Source organism: Mycobacterium sp. pR1184 (assembly GCF_041287235.1).
In the GTDB taxonomy this organism is placed as follows: domain Bacteria; phylum Actinomycetota; class Actinomycetes; order Mycobacteriales; family Mycobacteriaceae; genus Mycobacterium.
The window spans coordinates 160,728-176,574 of sequence record NZ_JBGGKR010000005.1 but is presented as its reverse complement, the minus strand read 5'-3'; the positions used below and the strand labels follow the sequence as shown (position 1 = coordinate 176,574).

At 65.7% G+C, this 15,847-nt stretch carries 12 protein-coding genes and 1 riboswitch; of the genes, 3 read left to right on the top strand and 9 right to left on the bottom strand.

Features of this window, described 5'->3' with window-relative positions; translation table 11 throughout:
* Positions 1 to 103 precede the first annotated feature (103 nt).
* Positions 104 to 319, bottom strand: coding sequence for a hypothetical protein (locus ACAG21_RS11065; protein WP_370496089.1), 216 nt, complete (start codon positions 317 to 319; stop codon positions 104 to 106).
* A gap of 265 nt (positions 320 to 584) precedes the next feature.
* Positions 585 to 767, bottom strand: a riboswitch (M-box (ykoK) riboswitch).
* Positions 768 to 904: 137 nt separating this feature from the next.
* Here ACAG21_RS11065 and ACAG21_RS11060 point away from each other — a divergent pair.
* On the top strand, positions 905 to 1,564 hold the full coding sequence (locus ACAG21_RS11060) for an O-methyltransferase (protein ID WP_370496088.1): 660 nt from the start codon (positions 905 to 907) through the stop codon (positions 1,562 to 1,564).
* A 4-nt stretch (positions 1,565 to 1,568) separates the two neighbouring features.
* Here the strand turns inward: ACAG21_RS11060 and ACAG21_RS11055 are convergent, their stop codons facing one another.
* The 8 genes from ACAG21_RS11055 to ACAG21_RS11020 all read right to left on the bottom strand — a co-directional run bounded on the left by ACAG21_RS11055 (position 1,569) and on the right by ACAG21_RS11020 (position 13,264).
* Positions 1,569 to 3,563: an acyltransferase family protein gene (locus tag ACAG21_RS11055; protein WP_370496313.1), complete on the bottom strand. Its 1,995-nt coding sequence runs from the start codon at positions 3,561 to 3,563 to the stop codon at positions 1,569 to 1,571.
* Positions 3,564 to 3,827: 264 nt separating this feature from the next.
* Positions 3,828 to 5,249, bottom strand: a complete 1,422-nt coding sequence (locus ACAG21_RS11050; protein ID WP_370496087.1) for an aldehyde dehydrogenase family protein — start codon at positions 5,247 to 5,249, stop codon at positions 3,828 to 3,830.
* Positions 5,250 to 5,278: 29 nt separating this feature from the next.
* Positions 5,279 to 6,991 (bottom strand): thiamine pyrophosphate-binding protein, encoded by a 1,713-nt coding sequence (locus ACAG21_RS11045; RefSeq protein ID WP_370496086.1) that lies wholly within the window; start codon positions 6,989 to 6,991, stop codon positions 5,279 to 5,281.
* Positions 6,992 to 7,035: 44 nt separating this feature from the next.
* Positions 7,036 to 8,178, bottom strand: a complete 1,143-nt coding sequence (locus ACAG21_RS11040) for a CaiB/BaiF CoA transferase family protein (RefSeq protein WP_370496312.1) — start codon at positions 8,176 to 8,178, stop codon at positions 7,036 to 7,038.
* A 13-nt stretch (positions 8,179 to 8,191) separates the two neighbouring features.
* On the bottom strand, positions 8,192 to 9,145 hold the full coding sequence (locus ACAG21_RS11035; protein WP_370496084.1) for an SDR family NAD(P)-dependent oxidoreductase: 954 nt from the start codon (positions 9,143 to 9,145) through the stop codon (positions 8,192 to 8,194).
* The gene (locus ACAG21_RS11030; protein WP_370496082.1) at positions 9,142 to 11,010 is read right to left on the bottom strand and encodes a flavin-containing monooxygenase; all 1,869 of its coding nucleotides are present in this window, start codon (positions 11,008 to 11,010) and stop codon (positions 9,142 to 9,144) included. The genes ACAG21_RS11035 and ACAG21_RS11030 overlap by 4 nt, the downstream gene beginning before the upstream one ends.
* Positions 11,007 to 12,407, bottom strand: a complete 1,401-nt coding sequence (locus tag ACAG21_RS11025; protein WP_370496080.1) for an SRPBCC family protein — start codon at positions 12,405 to 12,407, stop codon at positions 11,007 to 11,009. The genes ACAG21_RS11030 and ACAG21_RS11025 overlap by 4 nt, the downstream gene beginning before the upstream one ends.
* The gene (locus ACAG21_RS11020) at positions 12,404 to 13,264 is read right to left on the bottom strand and encodes an SDR family NAD(P)-dependent oxidoreductase (RefSeq protein ID WP_370496078.1); all 861 of its coding nucleotides are present in this window, start codon (positions 13,262 to 13,264) and stop codon (positions 12,404 to 12,406) included. Before ACAG21_RS11020 ends, ACAG21_RS11025 begins: the two co-directional genes overlap by 4 nt.
* 228 nt (positions 13,265 to 13,492) lie before the next feature.
* Here ACAG21_RS11020 and ACAG21_RS11015 point away from each other — a divergent pair, with 228 nt between their 5' ends.
* The gene (locus ACAG21_RS11015) at positions 13,493 to 15,097 is read left to right on the top strand and encodes an SMP-30/gluconolactonase/LRE family protein (protein ID WP_370496076.1); all 1,605 of its coding nucleotides are present in this window, start codon (positions 13,493 to 13,495) and stop codon (positions 15,095 to 15,097) included.
* Entirely contained in the window at positions 15,097 to 15,846 is a 750-nt protein-coding gene (locus ACAG21_RS11010; protein WP_370496075.1) for a GntR family transcriptional regulator, read from the top strand. Before ACAG21_RS11015 ends, ACAG21_RS11010 begins: the two co-directional genes overlap by 1 nt.
* The last annotated feature ends 1 nt before the right edge of the window (position 15,847 follow it).

Here is a 15,847-nt window from a genome sequence, read left to right as displayed (position 1 = left end):
TCGCTATCTGAAGAGTCGGGCTACACAAGTCGGGTGTTCAACGCGCCCCAGCGGCGGGCTACCAAACCCCCCGCCCGCCGCTGGGGACCGCTGGCGGAACAGATCACCGGTGGTTTTTCCCACCGCCCGGTGACTGTCCGCCCGGCGCGGACGAGAGCACGGCGATCGGCGTGAGCGACACATACAGGTTCGCCCGCTCTTCGGGCGTCGGGATGTGCATGGCGCACAACCTGTTTGTCAGCAGCCGACCCGCACGCAGCATCGACCGTCCGCGCAGCCTTCCAAGATCGCGAATACGGTGCGCAACAACAAAAGTCATGGGTCTTCCCCCTGTCGGAAGCCCGATCGGTTCGCCGGCACGCCAAATACATCCCGCATTCGCCGCCGTCAATACTGTTGCGGAACAGCCAATTTGAGCTGCGTCAGCAGAAAGAAATGCCGGAACCGGATCGGTTCAAGATGGATTTCGGATAGCAACTATCGCCGGGACTCATCTCGCCCTCACCTCCTCACGGCCATGACACGCGCGGGTGTCCACGTTTCACACGCGGGAGAGGTACGAATGCCGGGCCATGAGCCCGCCGGCCGCACCCCTCTCGTCGGAGCTTCGGCACTGCACGGCGTATCTGGATCGACCGATGGTCGTCCAGAAGCCACTTGGGCTCAACCCTTGTGTCCGGGAAGAGCTGTCCTGACCCGGGGCGTCTCTCGACGTTCGGGGTCAGTGGCCTGTGTCCGTGCAGACGCCTCACCTACCGAGGTGCTTGCCCAACCATGCTGGCACTGCCACCCGCTGCTCGTCAAACTCCTTTTGTCACAAGTTCGGCCATCCGTGTTCTGGGTCACACCCCGGAGTGTGCGGTCATCACCCGCGCAAAAGTCGCCGAGGCCTACCCTCGAGGGCATGGCCACAACCTTGCAAGACCCGCGCGTCCAGAGCGTGCTCGACCGGATGTACACAGAGACGAAGAACCAGATGTCACTGCTGCGTGAGCGGCAAGGTCAGCTCCAGCGCCCGATGACCACCGCCGAACGCACCGAGGCGATGAGCGAGTTCTACATCCCGGTGACACCGGACGCCGGCCGGCTGCTGTACGCCCTGGTTCGGGCGACCCGTCCGACGACGGTGGTCGAGTTCGGAATGTCGTTCGGTATCTCGGCCATTCACCTGGCGGCGGCCGTCCGCGACAACGGCGTGGGGCGCGTGGTGACCACGGAGCTCAGCGCCAGCAAGATTGCCGCCGCGAAGAAGACGTTCGCCGAGACCGGCCTGGACGACGTGATCACGATTCTCGAAGGCGATGCACTGACCACGCTGCAGGGCCAGGACGGGCCGATCGAATTCGTGTTGCTGGACGGCTGGAAGGATCTCTATCTGCCGGTGATCAAACTGCTCGAACCCCGGCTTACCACAGGCGCTTTGGTGATCGCCGACAACGCCAGCGCGCCCGACATGGCGCCGTACCTCGATCGCGTGCGCGACCCCGCCAACGGCTACACCAGCTTCAATTGCCTGGTCCGGGAAAGCGACAGCATGGAAGTCAGCTGCCGAACCAACGACTAAGTGCCTACCGCAACGACTCTTCGAGCCACGGCGTCAGCCACTTGACCCCTTCCGGGGTCAAGTGCACGCCGTCACTGCGCACCTTGATGCCGTCGACCTTCGCGGTGTAAACGCCGTCGGGGCAAAGCTTTTTGTTCAGGTCCAGGATTTGGACGCCGCTGTGCTGCGCAACAGTCTTGCGCAGCATGGCATTCCATTGATTGACGCGGTCCGGCTGGTCCTCCGGATACAAGCGGCCGTCCGGTTTCTCGCCACCCCGGCTGTACGGCACCGTGGCAACCACTACCCGAACCCCGCTGGCGCTCACGATATTCAGTGCTCGTTCCAGCTCGGCGTTGAGATACGCGTCGAACGTCGGGTCACCGATGTGGGTCCACTGTCCCTCGTTGACCCGGTCCACCGTCTCCCAGCGGCCGATGATCAGCAGCGCGACGTCCGGCTGGTCCTGACTGATTTGCGTTGCCCATCTGCTCGGCCACGTGTCGCATTCGGCCCGCTGATCCAGGGTCTGGCCGATGTACCGGTAGGGGGTGCCGCGCACCAGACTGCACCCGATGACGGTGTGGTCGAGGAACGCGAATCCGGGCGTCGGCGGCAGGAAGTGCATCCAGGTCCACCCGATCGAATCACCGAAGACCGAAACGGTGAATGGCCGGTTGGGGTTTCGCGGCCCGACCGGGCGGCTGCCACCGGGCGGGGCGTTCGACACCGCGGCGACCGCCGAAACGCCCGGGGGCAGGCCGGTCTCGCGCAGACCCGTTCCGGTGCCGACCGGAATCAGCAGCAGGGTGATCGCCGCGGCGCTGGCCACGGTGGCAGCGGCCAGCGGCAGCAGCGCCACCCGGGCCGGCCGCCAGCGCCGGACGGGTTGTTCGATCAGCCAATACGACGCGCCTGCCACCGCCAGCGTGAGCCCGCACCGGGCGGCGAACAACGGCAGCCCCGACCATCCGGTGCGTTCGCCGTTGAGCGCCAGAAAGATTGGCCAGTGCCACAGATAGATGCCGTAGGAAATGGTGCCCAGCCAGACCAGCGGTGGCGCGGCGAGAATGCGGGCGACCAAGCCGCGCTGCTCCATCGCCACCGGGGCGACCACGAAGACCGCCGCGATCGCGACACCGATCAGCAAGCCGTGCCGGAAATCACCGACATTGCCCGTCGCGAAGTGCGCCGCCGCCGCCAGCCCTGCCACCCCGATCATCGGCAGCAAGCGGGCGACCCGTCGCCCCCAGCGACTGCGGATCATGCACCAGCCGCGGTTGAGCGACGGCCAATCTCGCACCAGCAGAGCCGCCGCCGCGGAACCGACCAGCAAGGCCTGCGCGCGCGTGTCGGTGCCGAAGTAGATGCGATCACGCGTGGTGTCGGAGACGAACACGATCGCTGCCGCCGCGGAAGCCAGCGCACCCAGCGTGGCGATCACGAAGATGGCGAAGCGCACATCGCCGACCGTGGCCCGCATGAAGTAGCGCTTGGCCCGCGCGGCCAGCAGCAGGGTGGCCGCGATCAGCAGGACCGGCCAGACGAAGTAGTACTGTTCCTCGACGCCGAGAGACCAGGCGTGCTGCAGCGGCGACGGCGGCGCACCCTGGGTGAAGTAGTCGGTCTTCTGCGCGACGAAACGCCAGTTCGCCACCCATAAGAACGCCGCGATCGCATCGTCGCGTAATCCGGTAAGAGCTTGCGCGGGAAGCAGTTCGCGGGCGGCGCCGACGGCCAGCACCATCAACACCAGCGCCGGAAGCAGCCGGCGGGCCCGGCGAATCCAGAACCCGGTGAGGTCGATGCGGCCGGTACGCCCGAGCTCGTCGAGCAACAACGAGGTGATCAGGAATCCGCTGAGCACGAAGAAGACGTCGACGCCCAGGAACCCGCCGCTCACGCCGGGGATGCCACCGTGGTCCGCGAGCACCAAGCCGACCGCTACCGCGCGCAGTCCGTCGAGTGCGGGAATGCCGCTGCGCTGCTCGGGTTTATCCCATATCGCCAGCCGGCCGATCCGACGTACGGGGTCTACCCACCGATTCTGCCGAGCAGAACTTGCCGGCGCGGAGTCTGTTCCGTCCGGCTCAGTGACCGCTTTTAACGCGCCCTGACCACTGCGGTGCCCGGCGCGGTCGTTGCTGCCGATACGTCGTACCCCTCCTCTTGATTTCAGCAAGCTTAGGGGCGACCGCGTCGGATACGGCGCAGACACGCGCCGGTTTTCGGCGGTGGTGTGCTCGGTTTTCGGCCTAGAGTGTTTAGGCCTTGTCAGGGCCTTCTAGGGGGAATAGCCCAGGGTGCTCTTGACTTCCAGGTACTCGTGGAAGCCGTACTCGCTCCACTCACGACCGTTGCCGCTGCGCTTGTAGCCGCCGAAGGGCGCGTTCATGTCGAAGGCGTGGTTGATCGTCACCCAGCCGGCGCGAATCTTGCGGGCGACCTCACGTGCCTTGTCGAGGTCGGCTCCTGAGACGAATCCCGCCAGCCCGTATTCGGTGTCGTTGGCAATCTCGACGGCCTGGTCCAGGTCGTCGTAGCCGAGGATGCACAGCACCGGCCCGAAGATCTCCTCGCGCGCGATCGTCATATCGTTGGTGACGTGCGCGAAGACCGTCGGCTTGACGTAGTAGCCCTTATCCAGCCCGTCCGGCCGGCCCGGGCCGCCCACCACCACGGTTGCACCCTCATCGACGCCCTGCCGGATTAGCCGTTGCACCTTGTCGAACTGAGTCTTCGACGCCACCGGCCCGATCGTCGTCCCTGCGTCGGGATGGCCCACCGTGACCTGCTCGGCGGCCTCCCGCGCGAGGGAGATCGCTTCGGCCATGCGCGAGTTCGGTACCAGCATGCGCGTCGGTGCGTTACAGCTCTGCCCGGAGTTCGGCATCATGTTGGCCACACCGGCGCGGACACCGTCGGCGAAGCCGCTGTCATCGAGCACGATGTTGGGGCTCTTGCCACCGAGCTCCTGGGTCACTCGTTTTACCGTCGGGGCGGCAAGCTTGGCCACCTCGATACCGGCGCGGGTCGATCCGGTGAACGACACCAGGTCGATGTCGGGATGGCTGGCCAAGGCGACGCCCACGCCCGCGCCATCGCCGTTGATCAGGTTGAACACCCCGGGTGGCACGCCCGCGGCATCAAGGATCTCGGCAAAGATGTACGGCGAATACGGTGCTACCTCAGACGGTTTCAAGACGACGGTGCAGCCGGTCGCCAACGCCGGGTACACCTTGACCGCGACCTGGTTGATCGGCCAGTTCCACGGCGTGATCAGTCCGCAGACACCGATCGGCTCCTTGGTGATCAGGCTGGCCCCTTTTTGTTCCTCGAACGCGAAGTTCTTCAAGGCCTCGATGGCCGTGTTCAGGTGTCCGATCCCGAGGAAGACCTGTGGCCCCGCGGCCAGCGACGCCGGCGCGCCGATTTCCTCGGTGACCGCCTCGGCGAGGTCGCTCGAGCGCTTCTGGTATTCGGCGAGGATGGCCTGCAACAGGTCCAGCCGCTGTTCGCGGCTGCTTTGCGACCAGCTCGCGAAGGCGTGCCGCGCGGCCTTGACCGCGACGTCGACGTCGGCCGCCGAGCCCAGCGAGATCCGGCCGGACACCTGCTCGGTTGCCGGGTTTTCCACGTCGAAAGGGTTGGGCGCCAACGGCTCAACCCAATTGCCGTCGATGTAGAAGTTCAGGTATTCGCGCATGACATCATCCCTTTCTCGGTGAAGTGCGCTTACTGAGTGCCTTCGGCATACCAGGTCCGGAATCGGTCGTACTTGGGCATCTCCTCGGAGTTGGCCTTGGGGTCGATGCACACGTGCACCACACCGACTTTGCCACTGGCGTAGGCGCGAGCGATCGCAGGGCCGATCTCGGATTCCTTCTCGACGTACTCACCGTGGCAGCCGAAGCCTTCGGCAACCTTGTCCATCCGAACATCCTTGCTCCAGTGCACGCCGGGCTGCGGCGACGGCTGGGGGAAGGTGCGCTTGTACACGCCCACTTCCAAGCCCCACTGGTGGTCGACGCCCACCACGCAAACCAGCGGAAGGTTCTGTCGCGCAGCGGTTTCCAACTCGGCTATATGGAAGAGGAACGCGGAGTCGCTGGTCAGCAGCATCACCGGCCGCTTACCGCCCTCGGCGACGGACGCTCCGATCGCATAGGGCAATCCGGTGCCGAGGTGGCCGAAGTTCTGGTTCCAGATGACGTCGCGCGGCTTGGACTGCGAGTAGGTCCACTGAAAGATCACGGTCGCGCCGCCGTCGCGCACCATGATGCCGTCCTCGAGTTCGTTGAACGCCTTGGTGGCCTCGACCACGTAGCGCGCCGGGTGGATCGGCGAGCGCCCAGACGGTGCCGATTCCGCCACGTCCGCAAGCTCTTTCGCATCTTTTTCGATCAGGGCCGCCAGCGTGGGCGCGGGTTGGCGCGCAGACCCCTTGAGTGCGGAGACCAGCTGCGGCACGACACCGCGCAGATCGCCGACCAGCGCGACGTCGACGGGGCGGTTGACGCCGATGGCGGTCGGATCCTGCTCGACCAGAACCCATTTGCGGTTCGCATCGTTGCCCGCCCAGTGCTGGGTGCGGCCGTAGTGCATCGGCTCACCGAGTTCGGTACCCAGCGCGACGCACAGGTCGGATTCCTCGACGGCGTCGTTGGCCGCCGGGGAGAACAAGTAGGGAAACGTCCGCTCCTGCAGTCCCGGGATGAACGAGGTGCCGCCGGAGGTCTGAATCACCGGGCAGGCCATCAGCTCGGCCAGCTCCCTGACCTGTTGTTGAGTACGGGTGGTGTACACGCCGTGGCCGACCAGCAGGACCGGGCTTTTGGCCTCGCGGATCAGCTTGACGGCCTCGGCGACCTCGCGGGTGCCGGCGCCCTGGTTGACCAGCCGGTAGGTACTGGGCGGCGGCGCTTCGGCGACGTCGAGCTCCTCGAGGATGACGTGTGACGGGAACTCGACGTAGACCGGACCCGGGGTGCCCGACATCGCCTTACGGATGGCCTCGTGGATGATCTCGTCGGTCTGGTCGGCGTATTCGATCGAGCTGCTGTACTTCACGGACGCGGCGAAAAGCGGTTCCTGTTGCACGAATTGGATGCGGCCGCGGCGCACCCGGCGCTCGGTGACGCGGGCCCGCTGACCGCCGAGGAAGATCACCGGCGAGTTCTCCACGAGTGCACACTGGATCGCCCCGGCGATGTTGGCCATGCCCGGGCCGAGGGTGCCGATGCACAGTCCGGGGTTACCCGTCATCCGCGACGCCGCCTCGGCCATGAATCCCGCGCTCAATTCGTGATGCGGTGCGACCACCGACCACCCGCGCGCGTCGGCCTCGGCGAACATGTGCACGAAGTTCGGGTCCGGGATGCCGAACAGGGTGTTGACGCCCTCGGCCTCGAACAGGTCGAGGATCCGCTGGTAAACGGGGACGGTCATCGTTGGAAACTCCTCTGCTGGCAATACATTTCGTGGTCTCAGCGCTAACCCTGGTTCGCGTCGACGGCCAGACCGATTTCGGCGAGCACTTCTGCTGTGTGGGCGCCGAGCTCCGGCGCGGGTCCCGCGACACGGCCCGGCGTCTGGGAGAACCAGGTGGGCACACCCGGGAAACGCACCCGCCCGTGCGGGGTGTCCACCGTCTCGAACATGCCGACGGCGGCCAGATGGGGATCGTCGAAAAGCGCGCCGGGGGTGTTCAGCGGCGCGGCCGGTATCTCGAGTCGGCGCAACAACGTCAACCACTGGGCGGTGGAACGCTCTTTCATCGTCTCGGCAACCAGCCCGTAGACGGTGTCGATCTCGCGAGCACGTTGTTCCAGCGTCGAATACAGCTCGCTGGCCCACGGCGGCTGCACGGCCTCCATGAAGGCGTTCCAGTGCTTGTCGTTGTAGATCAATGCGGCGATGTAGCCGTCGCTGGTGCGATACGGGCGGCGGTTGGGCGCCACGGTGCGCGGATACACCGCCGGCCCCAGCGGGGGGTCGAACATCGCGCCGTTGGCGTGTTCGACCAGCATGAACGAGGCCATCGTTTCGAACATGGCGACTTCGACCTCTTGCCCCTCGCCGGTGCGTTCGCGGTGAAACAACGCCATCATCGTCGCGTACAACGCCGTCAGCCCGGCGATCTTGTCGGCCATGATGGTGCCGACGTAATCGGCCTCACCGGTCAATTGCTGCTGCACCGCGGGCAGACCGCATTCGGCCTGAATCGTGTCGTCGTAGGCGGGACGGTCGTGGTCGGGTCCGCGTCGCCCATATCCGTAGCAATTGGTGTAGACGATTGCGGGGTTGATGGCGGCGACGTCGTCGTAGCCGAAGCCGAGCTTCGCGATTGCCTTGGCACGCATCGAGTGGATGAATACGTCGGCGGTCTCGACGAGAGCGCGCAGCGCATCAGCTCCAGCGTCGGTTTGCAGGTCCAGTACGACGCTGCGCTTGCCGCGGTTGACGTTGACGAATACCCCGCTCATGCCGGGCGCCGGCCCCACCGAGATGTAGCGGGTGTTATCCCCTTGGGGTGGTTCGACTTTGATGACGTCGGCACCCATGTCTGCCAATATCTGCGTGCAGTAGGGTCCCATCACCATTGCGGTGAGATCGACCACGCGCACCCCGGTCATCGGGCCCGTCGGGCTAGCCACGAAGCGCTCCTTGGTCGTTTGAGCCATGTAGTTCGTTTGACCGCTGAGCCAGCTCGAAGCTGTAGCGAATGTGCTCGTTGTGGCCGTCTGGGGCGACCGGAAAGATCAGCGGCGCTTCGACGTAACGGATCGCATCCAGGTGGCTGTCGACGTCCTCGATCGTCCACGCTGGCCGGCACACGCCCGGGCTTTCCGCGATGACGGCGCGGGCCACCCGCCCCGCCAGCGCGATGAACAGTTCACCGGTCACCGAGCACGACTCGTGCGCGAGCCAACCCACTACGGGTGCAACAAGTTCCGCACCCATCGGCGGGTAGCCCGAGATGTCGATGCCCTCGGCCATGCGTGTCACCGCGGCCGGGATGATCACGTTGCATTGCACACCTTCGGCGGCACCTTCGAGTGCGACGACGTTGGACAGCCCGATCACGCCCGCCTTGGCGGCGGCGTAGTTGGCCACGTTGCGGTTTCCGTACAGGCCGCCGATCGACGACGTCAGCACGATGCGGCCGTAGCCTGCCGCGCACATGAGCGGAAAAGCGGGCCGCACCACGTGGAACGCGCCGCGCAGATGCACGTCGAGTACGGCGTCGAAGTCCTCGTAGCTCATGTCCTTCAGCGAGCCGCGACGGACGTTGCCGGCGTTGTGCACCAGAATGTCCAGGCGGCCGAAGTGTTCGAGTGCGGCCGCGACGATCGCCTCGCCACCCGCGGCGGTCGTCACCGACGCGCTGCAGGCAACCGCCCGGCCTCCGGCCGCGGTGATCTCTTCGACCACCCGTTCGGCCGGACCGGCATCGACCCCCGCGCCGCCGAGATCCCCACCGACGTCGTTGACGACCACCTTGGCTCCGCGCGCGGCGAGCAGCTGTGCGTAGGCGCGACCCAAGCCGCGGCCCGCTCCGGTCACCACCGCGACGCGGTCGTCGAATCGCAACTCGCTCATGAAAGCTCGAGACCTGCTAGATCACCCGCGTCGCGCCACTCGGCGATCAGCTCGCCGAAGGCATAGAAGCCCGGCGAGTAGAAATCACCGAGGAACGCACCATTGTCCTTGGCGCCACCCTGACCCTCGTTGTTGTAATAACCAGGCGTGCAGGACATCTCGAACGCGGAGTTGTCGATCGCGAGTTCACCGACGGTATTGACCCAACCGTCTTGGCCCTCTTGACTAGGTTCGACGGTGGTAGCGCCGCGTTTCTGCGCCTCGGCGATGATGTAAGCAATGTGCTCGGCCTGTTGCTCGAACATCGCGGTGGTGTTGGCCGAGACGCCGCCCTGGATGAAACCGGTGAAGAACTGGTTGGGGAATCCGCGAGTGGTCATGCCGTGCAGCGTCTGGTACCTGTCGCGCCAGTAATCGAACAGCGACAGCCCGTCGCGGCCCTCGATGACGTCGACCGCGAAGCGGCGACTAATCTCCGTGGAGATCTCGAACCCACTGGCGAACACGACGCAATCGACCTCGTACTCAATACCGTTCGCGACAATGCCCTTCTCCGTCAGGCGTTCCACGCCCTTGGATTCCGACACGTCCACCAACGTCACATTGGGCAGGTTGAACGCCGGCAGGTACGTCTCGCTCGAACACGGCCGCTTGCACATAAAGCGGTAGTAAGGCTTGAGAGCCTCGGCGGTGTCGGGATCGTCAACCAGCGCGGCCACGCGGCGTCGCAGCCGCTCCATGATCTTGTAGTCCTCTTCCTCCCGGATCTCCATGATCTCCTCGATCCCCAGCGCGGCGGGATCCGGGCTGGCGGCAATCCGCGCGGTCATGTTGCGGCCCAATTCGGTCCAGAAGTCACACACCAGATCCGGTTCGCCGAAGACCACCCCGACAAACGGTGACCAGTTGTGGAAATTGCGCTTACGCTCCTCCTGCCAACCGGGCTGCAGGGTCGCGGCCCAGGCCGGATCGGTGGGCGTGTTGGCGCGCATGTCCACCGACGACGGGGTGCGCTGGAACACGAACAGTTGCTGGGCATCCCGGCCGAGATGCGGCACCAGCTGAACGCCGGTGGCACCCGTGCCGACGAGTGCCACACGCTTGTCGGCGAGCTTGTGCAGACCACCGTTGGCATCGCCTCCGGTGTAGTCGTAGTCCCAGCGTGCCGAATGGAATGCGTGGCCGCCGGCGGCCAGGTACTCCTTGATGCCGGGGATGCCGGGCAGCTTCGGCTTGTTGTACGAGCCCTGCGCCATCACCACGAACCGCGCGCGGATGTCGTCACCGCGGTTGGTGGTCAGCCGCCAGCGCTTGCTGCTTTCGTCCCAACGCATGGTCTCGACCTGGGTAGAGAAGATCGCGCCGTCGTAGAGATCGAAGTGTTTGCCCATGGCCTGGCAGTGCGCGAATATCTCGGCGCCGTCGGCGAACTTCTTGCTCGGCAGGAACTCGAGTTCCTCAAGCATCGGGACGTAGCAGTAGGCGTCGTTGTCGCACTGGATGCCGGGGAAGCGGTTCCAGTACCACACGCCGCCGAAGTCCCCGGCCATATCGATGACCCGAACATCGTGCACGCCAGCCTTTTTCAGGTAGGCGCCCGACAACAACCCGGCAAAGCCGCCGCCGAGCACGACGACCTCGATGTCCGCATCGATCGGGGGGCGGTCGGCCACCGGGGTGTACGGGTCTACCTCGTAGAGGTCCGCCAGGTCGCCGTCGAGTTCGAGATACTGCGCGCTGCCGTCGGTGCGCAGGCGCTTCTCGCGCTCCTGGGCGTACTTGGCCCGCGTCGCGTCGATGTCGACGTCCTGCGGCACCTCGGTGGGCCCGCAACCGTCTTGGCGTTCATCCGTGCCGGGGATCATGCCCGTGGGCGCTCCTTGCTCGAAAGCTCCTGGGGCTCACCGGCACCCATATACTTCGACAATTGGTAATGCAAGTTGACCGTGCTGCGTTCCCGGTATGGGTTGGGCTTGGTGCCGGGGAAGCCGAGCGATTTCATGCCCTGCTGCACGGCAGCCATATTGGAGAAGTCTTGCGGCAGCACCGACCGCCATCTCGGGTCACCGACCGGCGTGTACTCCCAGTGCGTTTGTGGCTCTTGCCCTTTCGGGTATAGCTCGAAGACCGACACCTCAAAGATGCACTTGTTCGGGTTGTAGCTGGGGTGCGGCCGTGCGCCGTAGCACAGCGCTACCGTCAGGCCCTGCCCGATCTGGAAGTTTGGGAAGATCTGCCAAGCGGTGCCGGCTTGCCCGAGGATGTCGGACGGAATCGTCGGCCAGATCACGCCGCGGGCTTCGTCGTCGCGGCGCGCGGAGGCCAGCCAATGTTCGAGGACCTTGTCGGCCGGTGTGCCCTCGGGCAGTTCGTCGACCAACCGTTTGGCGGCGTTCACCAGCGTCTCGGTGGTGGAGGTGTTGGTTTCCTCCATCGTGTAGATCTGCATCTGCGCCGTCGACACCCGGGGATCGGCGCCGGTTCCGAGGCGGATTTTGGACTTGGTCGCCGCGAGGTCGTCCGGGGCGTCATAGCCGATGTTGCTGTGCTTGCCTTGTGCTTTCGCCCAGCCCTTGAACTCGCCGAACTTATTGAACTCCGGATGCGTGGTGTAGACGTGGTAGGTCTCGTTGAACGCCTCCAGCGCGACTTTCCAGTTGCAGTCGAAGGACAGCCACTTGCGCCATTTGTAGCGCATGTTCTCCAGCCCGAACGGGTCGAGGATCTTCGCGGCGGGGAACAGGAAGTCGGCCAGCGGCTCGCAGTCCGGGTCCATGTTGATCCACAACCACCCACCCCAGGTGTCGACCCGGACCGGCCGTAGGTGGGTGTTGTCCGGCGTCAGCGCTTCCTGCCAGTCCTGCTGTTCGCGGATGTGAGTGCACGCGCCGTCGAGACCATAGGTCCAGCCGTGAAAGCCGCACACGAACGACTTTCGCGCTCGGCCGCAGGCGTTTTTGGCACCATCGGGGGTGTCGATCAGCCGGCGGCCACGATGCATGCAGACGTTATGGTGCGCGTGGAACTCGTCGCTACCGGTGCGCACCACGATGATCGAGTCGTCGAGGATGTCATAGGTGAGGTAACTGCCCACCTCGGGCAACTCTTCAGCGCGGCCGACCTGCTGCCAGACCCGGCGCCACAACTTGTCACGCTCGGCGCGGGCATAGTCCTCGGAGATGTATGCCTCGACGCCGATAGTCATCGGTGTCGATAGTTCTTCACCCGCTTCGGGATTCACGCCGCTTGCCAAGTCGGTCATCGCATCCTCCTAATCTCGGCGCGGAAGGACTCGTCCTTGAGGAAAAGCGATGTGTTGTCGGCCCCGAGGTGGGTCCACTTGAGGTCCAGACCGCCGTCGACGAGCAGCGTCTGTCCGGTGATATAGCTCGACATCTCGGAGAGCAGGAACAGGATCGCGCCGGCCTGCTCCTCGGGCCGGCCCCGCCGACCCATCGCGATTGCCTGCCGATCCCGCTCGGGGTCCTCGTCGACGTAGGTGCGCGAGGCCGCGGTCTCGGTGACGCCGGGCGCCACCGCGTTCACCCGGATGCCCGAGTCGGCCAACTCGACGGCCATCGTGCGGGTCATCGCAACGATCGCGGCCTTGGCCGTCCCGTAGGCGATGTGAAACGGAGCGGTGTTCATGCCGCTGATCGAGGAGATCGACACGATCGACCCCGGCTGTCGCTGCGCGACTAGTTCGCTCGCCACGGCCTGGCTCATGAAGAACGCCGTTTCGAGATTGTCGGCGAAGATCGTGCGCCAGTCGCTGCGCGCCACCCGCGTCGACGGCATCCACGTCGACGGTTGCGCGCCGCCGGCGACGTTGACCAGCCCGTACAAGCTGCCCTCGGCGCGGCGCGCGTGGTCGATCACCGTGGCGATGCCCGCATCGGTGGACGCGTCGGCGACGACGGGCACCACGGCCAGCCCGCGGGCGGCCAGCGGATCGATGTGCTCGTCCAGGTTTTCCTTCGAGCGGCTGACGGCGATCACGGTGGCGCCGGCGCGAGCGGTCATGGCCGTGACGGTGGTGCCGATGCCGCCGCCGCCGGCCCCGGAAACCACCACGACGCGGCCTTCCAACCCTAAGAGGCGCCCTAGAAGATCGTCCATGACCTGCTTTCGCCCGCCTTGGACGTGTCCTGTCGTCATCGTCCGCAGTCGGATCTAACACCGTTTTGTCCAGACAAAATATCGCATTCTGCCCGTTGGAGAACACTATTCCGATCGGCAGACTTGGCTGTCAAGGTCGGGCCGTTACGCGTAAGCAGCTATTGTCTGGACTAGGCCGAGTTGATAACGTCCAGCCCAAACGGCGCACGGAAGGACCTCGGCGAGTCGATGGCGATCTCCACGCAGCTCTCGCGGTACCCGGTGACGCACCCAGTGGACGTCGCCGAGGGATGGGAGCTCGAACGAGTCACCGCGCCCAGTCGGCTGTTCGGCGCCAACGGATTGCGGACCGGCCCGGACGGTCGCATCTACATCGCCCAGGTCACCGGCAGTCAGATCAGCGCGCTGGATCACCGCACCGGGGAGCTCGTCACCGCCAGCCCCAAGGGCGGCGACATCGTGGCACCCGACGACGTCGCGTTCGACGCCGGCGGCAACCTGTACGCGACCGAGGTGATGAACGGGCGGGTCAGCGTGCGCGACACCGGCGGCCGGACGCGGGTGCTGCGTGACGACGTGCCGTCGGCCAACGGCATCACCTTTTATCGGGGCCGGTTGTTCATCGGTGAATGTCGAACGGGCGGACGGCTACTGGAGTTCGACCTGACGGGTGGACCGCCTCGGGTGCTCTTGGAGAACGTGCCCTCACCCAATGCGATGGAGGTCGGGCCGGACGGCCTGCTCTACTTCCCGGTGATGGGCGCCAATGAAATCTGGCGTATCGACCCTGACGGCGGCGAACCACAGTGTGTCGCAAGCGATCTCGGTGTGCCAGATTCGGTCAAATTCGACGCGCAGGGCCATATCGTTTCCACTCAGGTGGCCAGCGGTCAGGTGCTGCGCATCGATCCCCGCAGCGGCGAACGGCAACTGCTCGCCCAGCTGAATCCCGGCCTGGACAACTGCACCTTTGTCGGCGAGCAGCTGTTCGTCTCCAACTTCACCGGCGAGATCACCGAGATATCGCCGCAGGGCACCACGAGGTGCGTGTTGCCCGGCGGACTCAACTGGCCGCTGGACCTCGCGGTCGGCTACGACGGACAGCTCTACATCGCCGACGGCACCTACTTTTACGTCGCCGCGCCCGACGGGTCCTTGCACACCGCGGGCATGTTGTTCAGCCCCGGCTATCCCGGATTCCTGCGCGGCGTTGTCGCCAGCGGGCCCGGTGAGTTCGTCATCACGACGTCCGGCGGTCAGGTCAGCCGCTACCGGCCCGAGGCGAACGAAACCGAGGTGCTGGCAGACGGTTTCGATCAGCTCTACGGTGTCGCGCTGAGCCCCGCCGGGGTGGTGTTTGCGGAGCTGGGCACCGGACGGGTGCTGTCGCTGCGGTCCGGCGGTAGCGAGGTGCTGGCCACCGGCCTGCATGAGCCGGTCGGGGTCGCGATCGATGTCGACGGGACCTGCCTGGTCGCCGAGGCCGGGGCGGGCCGAGTGGTCAGGGTGAACGGGTCGAAAATCGACACCGTTGTCGCGGATCTGCAACGCCCGCAAGGCATTTTGGTACAAGGCGGAGTGCTCTACATCGTCGATGCCGGCGCCAAGGAGCTGATCGCGTTCGATCTGACCAGCAGCGCACGGCAGACGGTCGCATCCGGGCTGCCGGTCGGTCCGCCCCCCGGCGTCACGCCCAAGCCGCTGCTGGGCATGCCGCCGTTTTCCGGACCGCAGGGCCCGTTCGCCGGGATCACCGCCGCGGCCGACGGAACAATCTACATCGCGGCCGACGGCGACGGCAGCGTGCTGGCACTGCACCAGGACGGCGGCTGATGTCTCAGGCCATCGCGGGTGACCACCGCTACCTACAGATCGCACGCACGTTGCGCAAGGAGATCGTCGACGGGGTGTACCCGGTGGGCTCGCAGCTGCCGACCGAACACCAACTGTGCGAGCGCTTCGCGGTAAGCCGCTATACCGTCCGCGAAGCGCTGCGCCGACTTCGCGAGGACAACCTGGTCGCATCCCGACCGCGGGCGGGCACCCGGGTGGTGCCCCGGCCCGCGTCGAGTTCCTATGCCCAGGACGCGATGTCGATCGATGATCTCCTCGCGTTCGCGGCCGGTGCGCAACTGACCATCGAATCCAACGCGATGGTGACGATCGACGAGGAGTTGGCCGCTGCCACCGGACTCGAGGTCGGCTCCCAGTGGCTATCGGTAAGGGGCTATCGGCAAGCCGACGGCGCGCCGGTGCCGATCTGCCGAACCGAGTACTACATCAGCCGCAGTTTCGCCGCGGTCGGCAGGCTGCTGCAACGTCATGCCGGCCCTATTTTTCCGCTGATCGAGGATCTGTTCGGCGTCAGTGTCGCCGCGTTGCACCAGGAGATCGCCGCCGTTTTGCTTTCGCCGGAACTGGCCGACGGCCTGGGCGTCGAAGCGGGCACTGCTGCCCTGCAGATGCGCCGCACCTACACGACCTCCGACGGCGAGGTGGCTCAGGTGACGATCAACACGCACCTGTCGTCGAGGTTTCGGTACGCGATGACGATGCGTCGCGTCGCTGGTCAGGCCGGTTGAG